At 44.0% G+C, this 284-nt stretch carries 1 protein-coding gene; it reads left to right on the plus strand.

Going from position 1 to position 284, the window contains the following annotated elements; genetic code table 11:
- Window positions 1–284: DEAD/DEAH box helicase family protein (locus tag DC53_RS0120945; RefSeq protein ID WP_033032466.1), on the plus strand; the 284-nt coding region annotated here is incomplete at both ends.

The following is a 284-nucleotide window of genomic DNA, read 5'->3' on the forward strand; positions in this document are numbered from 1 at the left end:
GATTATGGAAATCCAGCATCAATCTACTGTGCCAGTGCTGGTAAGAAGTGCCTGCGATCTCAGGTTATCTTTGCATCACCGCAAAGCGCTTTGAAGTCGATTGATAAAATCGCGCACATGGGTATCAGTGCAATTATTATTGATGAGGCTCACGGAATTACGCCAAGTTTATTGAAGATAATTGACGGGGTTCTCAATTATGAAATAGCAGGACGTAAAGCCAATGAGAAGTGCCGAATTGTCGGAATGACCGCTACACCCTACCGAATGAACACTGGCTACAT

The organism is Pseudoalteromonas fuliginea (assembly GCF_000690055.1).
Taxonomy (GTDB): Bacteria; Pseudomonadota; Gammaproteobacteria; order Enterobacterales; family Alteromonadaceae; genus Pseudoalteromonas; species Pseudoalteromonas fuliginea.